8 protein-coding genes are annotated in these 7,811 nt (G+C 57.3%); all 8 read right to left on the minus strand.

What is annotated here, in order from left to right:
- Window positions 1-461: 461 nt before the first annotated feature.
- On the minus strand, window positions 462-1,553 hold the full coding sequence (locus tag DOM57_RS21315) for a helix-turn-helix domain-containing protein (protein ID WP_110651714.1): 1,092 nt from the start codon (window positions 1,551-1,553) through the stop codon (window positions 462-464).
- Between the two features lie 7 nt (window positions 1,554-1,560).
- Window positions 1,561-2,184 (minus strand): hypothetical protein, encoded by a 624-nt coding sequence (locus DOM57_RS21915; RefSeq protein WP_162619631.1) that lies wholly within the window; start codon window positions 2,182-2,184, stop codon window positions 1,561-1,563.
- Between the two features lie 160 nt (window positions 2,185-2,344).
- Window positions 2,345-5,260, minus strand: coding sequence for a DUF927 domain-containing protein (locus DOM57_RS21330; RefSeq protein ID WP_110651720.1), 2,916 nt, complete (start codon window positions 5,258-5,260; stop codon window positions 2,345-2,347).
- Window positions 5,257-5,523 carry a hypothetical protein gene (locus DOM57_RS21335; RefSeq protein WP_110651722.1) on the minus strand — a complete coding sequence of 89 codons (267 nt, stop codon included), beginning with the start codon at window positions 5,521-5,523 and terminating at the stop codon, window positions 5,257-5,259. Before DOM57_RS21335 ends, DOM57_RS21330 begins: the two co-directional genes overlap by 4 nt.
- Window positions 5,520-5,801: a hypothetical protein gene (locus tag DOM57_RS21340; protein WP_110651724.1), complete on the minus strand. Its 282-nt coding sequence runs from the start codon at window positions 5,799-5,801 to the stop codon at window positions 5,520-5,522. The genes DOM57_RS21335 and DOM57_RS21340 overlap by 4 nt, the downstream gene beginning before the upstream one ends.
- Window positions 5,798-5,980, minus strand: coding sequence for a hypothetical protein (locus DOM57_RS21345; RefSeq protein ID WP_110651726.1), 183 nt, complete (start codon window positions 5,978-5,980; stop codon window positions 5,798-5,800). Before DOM57_RS21345 ends, DOM57_RS21340 begins: the two co-directional genes overlap by 4 nt.
- Window positions 5,981-6,358: 378 nt before the next feature.
- Complete coding sequence (locus DOM57_RS21350; protein WP_110651728.1) at window positions 6,359-7,417, minus strand: coiled-coil domain-containing protein; 1,059 nt, start codon at window positions 7,415-7,417, stop codon at window positions 6,359-6,361.
- 38 nt (window positions 7,418-7,455) lie between these two features.
- On the minus strand, window positions 7,456-7,811 hold a 356-nt coding region (locus DOM57_RS21920; RefSeq protein WP_204353060.1), incomplete at its 5' end, for a hypothetical protein.

Below are 7,811 nucleotides of genomic sequence, written 5' to 3' on the forward strand. Positions count from 1 at the left end.
GTCGAAGTCGGGGGCAACGCCACCAAGACGGCTGATAGGGCAGCCAGACTCATCATCGCCCGCGAACTCGGGCACTCTCGCATTGCAATTGTCGTGAGCTATATCGGGAGTACGCGATGACTCCTCCGGACATTCGCCACGCGCTTAATCAGCATGCTTGCAGAGGAGGAAAGACAGCTAGGCGTAGGCAGGTGAGACGCGTTGAGCAATTCGTGAAATGGTGTGGATGTCCGCCTGCTCAAATAGGTAAACGACATGTCAATGAGTTTTTGGAAGTCAAGAAGTATAGCAAGTCGACTACCAGAGATTATTGGTATGCAATTGATCTTCTTTGGCGGATAACAAAGAGAAAAGGCCAGCCACCTAAACCTAATTACTTGAGGTGATATTTTTAGAGTACGAGTATTGCTTTCGGCGAACACAAAAGCCCTGCAGAGGAGCAGGGCTGATGAGCTGGTTGATTATTGAACTAACCTTAGTTTAGGTGTCTCGCGTAGCACTGGGAAATCGAGTCCAGTCAACTCCCGGATGAATTTAGGTTTGACAAGTAGCTCAGCGGCGATTTTGTTTAAATCGATCCCTTTACGCTCTAGTAAAATGTTTAGTGATTTTTGTAGAACCTCGGGAGGCTCTTTGGGTATAAGGTAATCGTCCTTTTCGCCATGAGATTCTCCATGTTTTTTTAAAGTGATGACGCCTCTCTTATATTGCGCCTCAGTGATTAGCTCCAGCTGTTTGGCTCTATACAATATCGCAGCTTTACTAACTTTCCATGTCTGTTTGAATTCCCTCATTCCTTTCCAGTCCAAACGTTCACCATTTGGTCGAGGGAAGAGTTTTATCATCATGGCTCTCGGCAATAGCAGAGCGCTCGCAAATCGATTAGCCTGACTTTCTGTAGTTCGATCACCTGTAACGATACCCTCATGCATTACTAGATGTCCAAGCTCGTGGGCAATGTCAAAGCGCTGCCTACAGACACTTTCTTTTGCTGTGTTCCGGACAATGAATGGCCTCTCCACGGCTACGGACAGAGCGTCAATCTCTGCTGAAACTCCGTTGAGATTCGTTACAATCGTACCAAGGCTCTCAGCAAGACGAGTCATGCTGCCGATAGGCGATGAACCTAACCCCCACTCTTTACGGCAGATATCTGAAGCGCGTTCGATACTGTCATAACTCTGAATGCCTGGGATGCTCGGTATGTTTATTTTTGGAAGCTTAAGTTCTTTATCTAAAAAACAAATCAAACGATAAACCATTTCGCCACGAGCAACCGCAACCTGCTTCATAGATGACTTTGTAGTAAAGAGCTTGCGAAAATGGAATTGATCTTCGCTAAGTCTATTGCTTTTAGGCATGAAAAAATCTACTTCCACATCCAGAGAGTCAGCCAAGTCTGTCATCAACTGGTCTGTGGGCTTACTTTGACCAGTTTCCAGCTTATGTAAATACTGACGAGTTTTTCCTACTCGTTCGGAAACTTCCTCGAGAGAAAGCCCGCAAAACACGCGGGCCAGTCTCAAGGATGATCCATCGAAAAAAAATTCCATCTTAGGCTCACTCGTTCTGAGCATCGCTCAACTTTGAAGTGTCATGGTCGTGAGAGTGCTCTTGCTGTTCCTCTTCTTCCCGAACGCCAACCTCAGGGGAAGGTATATCCGCAATAGGCGGAGTCTCATTATCGACAGAGTGGAGCACGGTGCCGGAGGGGCCATACGACCACTGACAAACCTTTTCTTGATATACATTGTGACCTATGAAGAATGCACGATCTTCATCCTCGTCGGTCATAGCTTTCTCGATAACAAACCTCCACATGACTGGTTCGCTATCGTCCACCGAAAAAAGATCGTCAACCCGGTTTCGGCGGAAAAACCCTCGCTTTTCAGGAGATTCAGGGTCGTCCCTGAAAAATCGGCAAGGCACTTGGCCAATTTTGAAAGTGACATCCATACCTGGAGAGGCTAAATCTAGCCACTCATGCTCGGGACTCTGGCATAGTTCTACTATCGCATTCCGAGTACGCCCGAAAACCGCACACTCGCGTGTATAAGAATCATCATGAGGGGAGTCCATTTCCCGTATCGTGTTGAAGCGGATATCAAGCAACAGCTCGGCAACGATGGCCAGCCGTTCTTCGTAGAGCTCTGGGAAAAAATCCGATGGGTGCTTTGTTTTCACGAGATATCCTGGCAGATACGGGAATTTGTCAACCAAAAGATATGGCACATTATCCAATCTGTCAACTAGCCTCATAGCTTGCTAGACCATGATTCCTCAATGCCCGGATAGCAGCGCTGTGCAGCGGCACTCTCAAAAGCTTGTTGGCATCTTCCTGTCTTCACGCCGCTTGCTCCTGCTCATCATTGGCCGCGTTCCGGGCCCTGTAGAGCGCCGTGTCGGTGAACACGTAGTATCGGGCCGCGCCGCTCTTGATCCCTGGCACCTTGATGGAGGTCTTACCCTCGTGGTCGAGCTGCAACACGCCATGAGCTTTCAGCACCTTGTTGGCCTGACGTGCGGACGGCATACCTGGTCGGCCCCAGACTTCCTTGCTCCAGGTGTCGGGGGGAATGAAATAGGTCGTCGTCATTTCGATATTGGCTCCGGTTCCAAACGTCTCGGTGCGCCGCCACCCCAGCCTTTGCATTGTCCTTGGCGCGTGCTGGTCGTGCTGGAAGTCCACATTGAGCCTGGTGAATCGTCCTTCGCCATGTGTCTCGATCAAGTGGCAGAGCGCTTCCAGTACCTTTGTCTCTTCCTGGTCGCCGGCCCCGCCGCGCTCCGCGATCCAAGCGCCGAAGCTGGCCTTGGCGGCGTTCCAGGCGGTGTAGCGCTTCCAGCCAGTAACACCCCAATCGGTGGCGAGCTCGCCCGCCAAGGCAACGAGAGCGAAGCGTGCTGCCGCTCGATGGGCTTGGCCGCTGGCTTTCTGAGGAAGCGTCTCCTTCTCGAACTTGGCCAGTGTCGCCGCGTAGGCTTTGCCGAGCTGGGCCATACGCTCAGGGTCGGTCAGCTGCCGAAGCCAGGCTTCCAATGGGGTGCCGTAGTAACGGCTCACGCTGGCTTTGAGATGATCAGAAAGATCCGCCGCGCCGCTGAGGCCATGGAGATCCTGGAAGAGCCCCATACCCGCTCCAGCATCTGCTGGGATGCCCAGCATGCGAACGTCCATGCCAGCCCGGTGCATCTGGTTGGCCTCGTCCATATGCTGCTCGAGGGTTTTCTCCCCGGTAGACAAGAACAGGAGCCGCCATCGACGCACTGGCTTGCCGTTGCCACGGTCATTGGCGCGGGCCTTCCCGGCACCATTGCCCAGCATATAGACCGTCTCGCCGATGATTCTCGGGCTGCACATGCCGATCTCATCGAGAGCGAGAAGGCCGTCCGAGTGCGCGGCTGCGATCGACTCCAGAGCGTTATCGGTCGAGCGCCAGCTACGCACCAGCTTTGGTGAGCCGAAGACCGAGACAGCCGCTTGAAGATGAGTCGTCTTGCCACCGGAACTCTCGCCGTAAAGGTGGAAGCCACCCGACTCGAGGCCCAAGCAATGGAGCAGGGGGCTGGCCAGGGCAATGCATACGCACAATGTCAGCCGGTCGTTGCCGGGGCAGTAGGCCCCGACATGCGCTTGCCACTCCTCCAGCGTGCCGGCTGTCTCGACACTCGGTAGCTCAGCGCCATGATTGGTGAACTCCAGGGACTCATGGTTCTGACCTATCGCCCCTGCTGGCAGAAGGTAGGCATCACCATGCCAGCCTAGACGATCGACGAGCCTGGCCCGCTCGGCGCCGGCGAAGCCCTGGAGGTAGCTGATCAGGTCGTTCTTGGTGTTTCGCGCGGGGCGCTTCGGGTCGAGCTTCAAGCCCATGGAGAGAAGTGGCGATATCGCTTCCTTGGCTCCCTCACTGATCAGCGCCTCGGCGGGGATGTTCCAGCGCTTCGCTACGCCATCGGGGTCGGTGAACTCGACCAGCAACCCCCAGTTGTGGCCTCGCTCGTCGCGTGTCTGGGCGATGATGTCGAGGCGATCGCAAACGCGCCGAGGGTCACCATCTTCCGGGATGGCGTAGACGCCCTGATCCTTCACCGTGAAGCCTGGCGTCTGCTGCGCCTTAGGCTTTTGCTTGCCACTTTTCGGACTGGAAGACGCCTTTTTTAGCGGTGTCGGCGGGTCGCGGAATAGAACGCCTTCGCTGGCCAAAGCCGTCAGGTGCAGCGGCGTCCATGCGCGGCCCAGCAGGTCGGCGGCATCGTCCTTTTCGTTCCACTCGCCGCCAGAGGCGAAGGCCGCCCGGTCGCTATCCCAATCCGGTAAGCGGTCGAAGTGGTCCAGGCTCATCAGGCGCACCGAGGCAACGCCCGCCAACTGCAGGCGAGCGGCCAGCTTCTCCATGCACTCGATGCCGGCCCGATCGTTGTCGGGCCATAGCACCACGTTTCGTCCGGCCAGCGGCGCCCAGTCGGCCTTGTCGGCGGAGTTGGTGCCGTTCGGCCAGCACGTGACCACGTAGTCGGGCATCAGCTCGGCAGCAGCATCGGCGCTTTTTTCGCCTTCGCACACCAAGACCGGCGCGCCAGGGTCGGCGGCCAGCTTGTCCAAGTTCAGCAGAGGGCGCGGCTCGGGTAGCCCCTTGCGCTGCCATTGACCTTTTCCGGACGCCGCATGTCGCCACCTGGTCAGCGGCGAGAACACCTTTCGTGGCTTCGTTTCGCCGGATGCCGGCGGCAGGTTGTAGCGATCGACCACCATCAGCAAACCGCCGGTTGCATCGCGATACTCCCAGCGCTTCCACGGCTTGCCATGCTTCGGGTGGGCATGAGGAAGGCTTGCGAGCGCCGCATCCGGCACCGGTGCTACTGGCTGCCACTCGGTATTCCCGGAAGATTTCGAGCTTTCCTTGCCCGTCTCGGGCGCTGGATGGATGGCACCTTGGTCGCGATCATCAATGCCCAGAAACGCCTCCAGCCGCTTGAGGGCTTCGAACTGCTCACAACGCTCGACGTAGGCGACGAGGGCAATCAGGTCGCCGCCCTTGTCCCCGGTCGCGAAGTCATACCATCCCCCGTGGTCGAGATTCACCGAGAACGATCCGGCGTGCCCGTCGTCACGCGTTGGGTTTCTTACCACATACTCACGCTTTTGCGTCTTGCCGCCCGGCAGCCAGGCGGCCAATACTCGATCGACCGCGCCGATGGCTGTCCGATTGCAGATGTCGAAGCGCTGGGACAGCTCGGCTTGCGTGCGTGGGCTCATGGTGCCCCCTTTGCGTTAAGTGCTTCGCGTTGCTCCCGGCCCATTTCTTCGAGGCCGTCCGACAGATCCACGATGCGACGGCTTAGCTCGATGATCGCGGACATCATGTTGTGGTAGCTGCCGGGGTTGAGGAAGGGCGTACCGTCTTCGGTATCCACGCGTAGCACGTCTTCCTGTACCAGCTTGGCAAGGCCTTCGATGGAGCTGGCCGATTCATACAGGTGGTGGGCGATCATGTTGGCTGGTGTCGTGTAATCGCTCATGAGTCGCGCTCCTCGTCTTCCAGGTTGCTGGCCACGGTGTCGATGATGGCGATGGCCGACTCGAGGGCGTGGTTCATCAGATAAGCGCTATCGGTGCTGATAGGATTTGCGCCGATCGCGTTCCTGAGAGTCGGTTGCAGGGTGCTCAGCATCACCGCGGCTTCCCGCAACGCATCGATACGCGGCGCCTTGGCATTGGCAGCGAACAGGTAAACGTCGTCGCTTTCGGTGCGCATGCTGTGAAAACTGCTATCTGGCTGAAGGTCGAAGTGGCTCATTGTGCTGACTCCTGTTCCGTGTGGCTTTCCAGTGATATGGCCTTGGCCATATGGTCGTTGTAGCGCCCTAGGCGAACCGACGAGCTGGAATCGGAGAACAGCGCAGCACGGGCCATCGCACGATGGGCGCGAGCACGAGAGCGGATGAAGCGGGCAGGGAACAGACGGACTGATGTCATGGGTGAAGCTCCTTGGATATTGGAGTCACCACCGTCCTTCTCACGGGATTGGGTGGCGACCGTACGCGGGGTGAGAAACCGGCATCCAAGGGAACCGGCACGCTCGAAAGCGTCCCACGCACGGCCGCCATAACTGACGGGCACTAAAAAAGCGCCATCGTTATTGGGGGCGCTTGTGCGCCTTGGATCACTCGGGTTCTCACGCCCGGCCGCTGAATTGGCAGCGACAGAGATACGATAGCGGTGCGCCGTGCCCCGCGCAAGCGGTGAAACTTGCGAGCAAAGATTCGGTGACATAATCTGGAGCCGTACAGGTGGTCTTTTGCAATCCCCTCGACGTTGGCCCGTCGAGGGGATTTCCGTTTCTGGTCAGCGTGTTTAGAGCTCGAGCTGATGCCCCAACTGCCTACGATCGGGATGGTGCTCCAGGTGCTTGAACTCCACCGACACGCGAAGTGGCGAATGAGGCGAGTTGGTCTTAGCGTGCCCCTCTCTATGATTGAGTGCTTGGTTTAGCTGCCGTCTGGTCGCGTTGATACTCTCCACCAGTTGGCGGATATCGTCGCCGCCCAGCAATGAAACCAGCCGCGTTTCTTGGCTTTCCAGATCGGCCACGTAGACGTCCCGAGCGATGTCGGCATGCATCTGGCCGAGCTCTTCCAGACGTTCGACGAGCTGCGAACGCTTGCGCTCGAGACCGCGTCGCGCGGCTTGTTGCCGCGCTACCTGTTTGGTCGCCTGCTCAACGTTCTGCTGAGCTTTCTCCAAGGCATCGTGGGCCTTGCTTTGTGCTTCCAGGTTGTCGTTGCCAAGGGCAGCCGCGCCTTCCAGCTCATCGACCAGAGCTTGCGCACTCACCAGGTTGGCGTTTGCCCGTTGCTGGTCAGACTGCCCGTCTTCCATTGCCTCCAGTGTCTTGTCGACCTGTCCCAGCTCTTCTCGGACGGCTTGGATCTCGCCATCAAAAGCCTCCAGCGCGTTATGGCCCGCTTTCGGAGGCCGGCTTTCGATGGCTGCCAGCGCTTCCTGCTGTTCTTTCTCTTGGACTTCCAGGCTCTCGAAGTGCTGCTTGGCAGCGCTCATCTTTTCAACCAGCGCTTTCAACTCGTCTAAGGCTTTGCTGACCTGGCCAAGGTTCCACTCGAAACTCAGGCCTTTAGCGCGCAGCGCACGTTGCTGCTCCAGCTCGAAGGAGACACGGCGAACGACTTCGGCAGCTTTGGGTAATTGGGACATCGGAGTATTGCGCACCGGATAACCCGTCATCTCGAGTAGTGGCATCTTCCCCCAGTACGCTTGCTGCTCTGCTTCTTCCCGCTCGCGGTCGGCCTCGTGCTTTTGTGCCGTGAGAGAGGCGAGAGCCTCTTGCTGCGCTTGTCGCTTGGCGATCCACTGCTGCCACTCGTTGGCCGGTTTTGTCTTGCGGAATCCCAACATGATTCGAGTCCTTCTTTGAGGTGATTGCGGGCCGCCGATCATTGGCGGCGGAAGCCTTTGGTGATAGCCGTGACGGTGTCGGATGACGATTGCGCTGGCGTCGACTCGGGCTGATCTTTCGCGGCACCCTGATCGCGCCAACGCTCGGTGATGGCACCAACGGTTCTCTCTCTTGCCGCCTTTTCCTGGCGGGCCTGGAAGAGCTTCAGGCCCAGCGATTCAACGCTGCTTCCCTCGTCGATCGCCTGGATGGCCAAGCGCTCGTTTTCTTTGCCGGCCAGGTTCAGCAGCGCGCGGCATCGGATACGCTCATTGAGTGTTGCCGTCTGGCGGATCTGAGCGAGATCCAATGATTGACCAGGGGAAGCCGCGACTTGGATGTGTAGTGGCATAG

Source organism: Salinicola peritrichatus, assembly GCF_003206715.1.
GTDB classification, from domain to species: Bacteria; Pseudomonadota; Gammaproteobacteria; order Pseudomonadales; family Halomonadaceae; genus Salinicola; species Salinicola peritrichatus.

What these genes read in the sequence shown, in the direction of transcription:
- DOM57_RS21315 (WP_110651714.1), bottom strand. Translation starts at nt 1,553, where the DNA reads ATGGAATTTTTTTTCGATGGATCATCCTTGAGACTGGCCCGCGTGTTT.
- DOM57_RS21330 (WP_110651720.1), bottom strand. Translation starts at nt 5,260, where the DNA reads ATGAGCCCACGCACGCAAGCCGAGCTGTCCCAGCGCTTCGACATCTGC.
- DOM57_RS21335 (WP_110651722.1), bottom strand. Translation starts at nt 5,523, where the DNA reads ATGAGCGATTACACGACACCAGCCAACATGATCGCCCACCACCTGTAT.
- DOM57_RS21340 (WP_110651724.1), bottom strand. Translation starts at nt 5,801, where the DNA reads ATGAGCCACTTCGACCTTCAGCCAGATAGCAGTTTTCACAGCATGCGC.
- DOM57_RS21345 (WP_110651726.1), bottom strand. Translation starts at nt 5,980, where the DNA reads ATGACATCAGTCCGTCTGTTCCCTGCCCGCTTCATCCGCTCTCGTGCT.
- DOM57_RS21350 (WP_110651728.1), bottom strand. Translation starts at nt 7,417, where the DNA reads ATGTTGGGATTCCGCAAGACAAAACCGGCCAACGAGTGGCAGCAGTGG.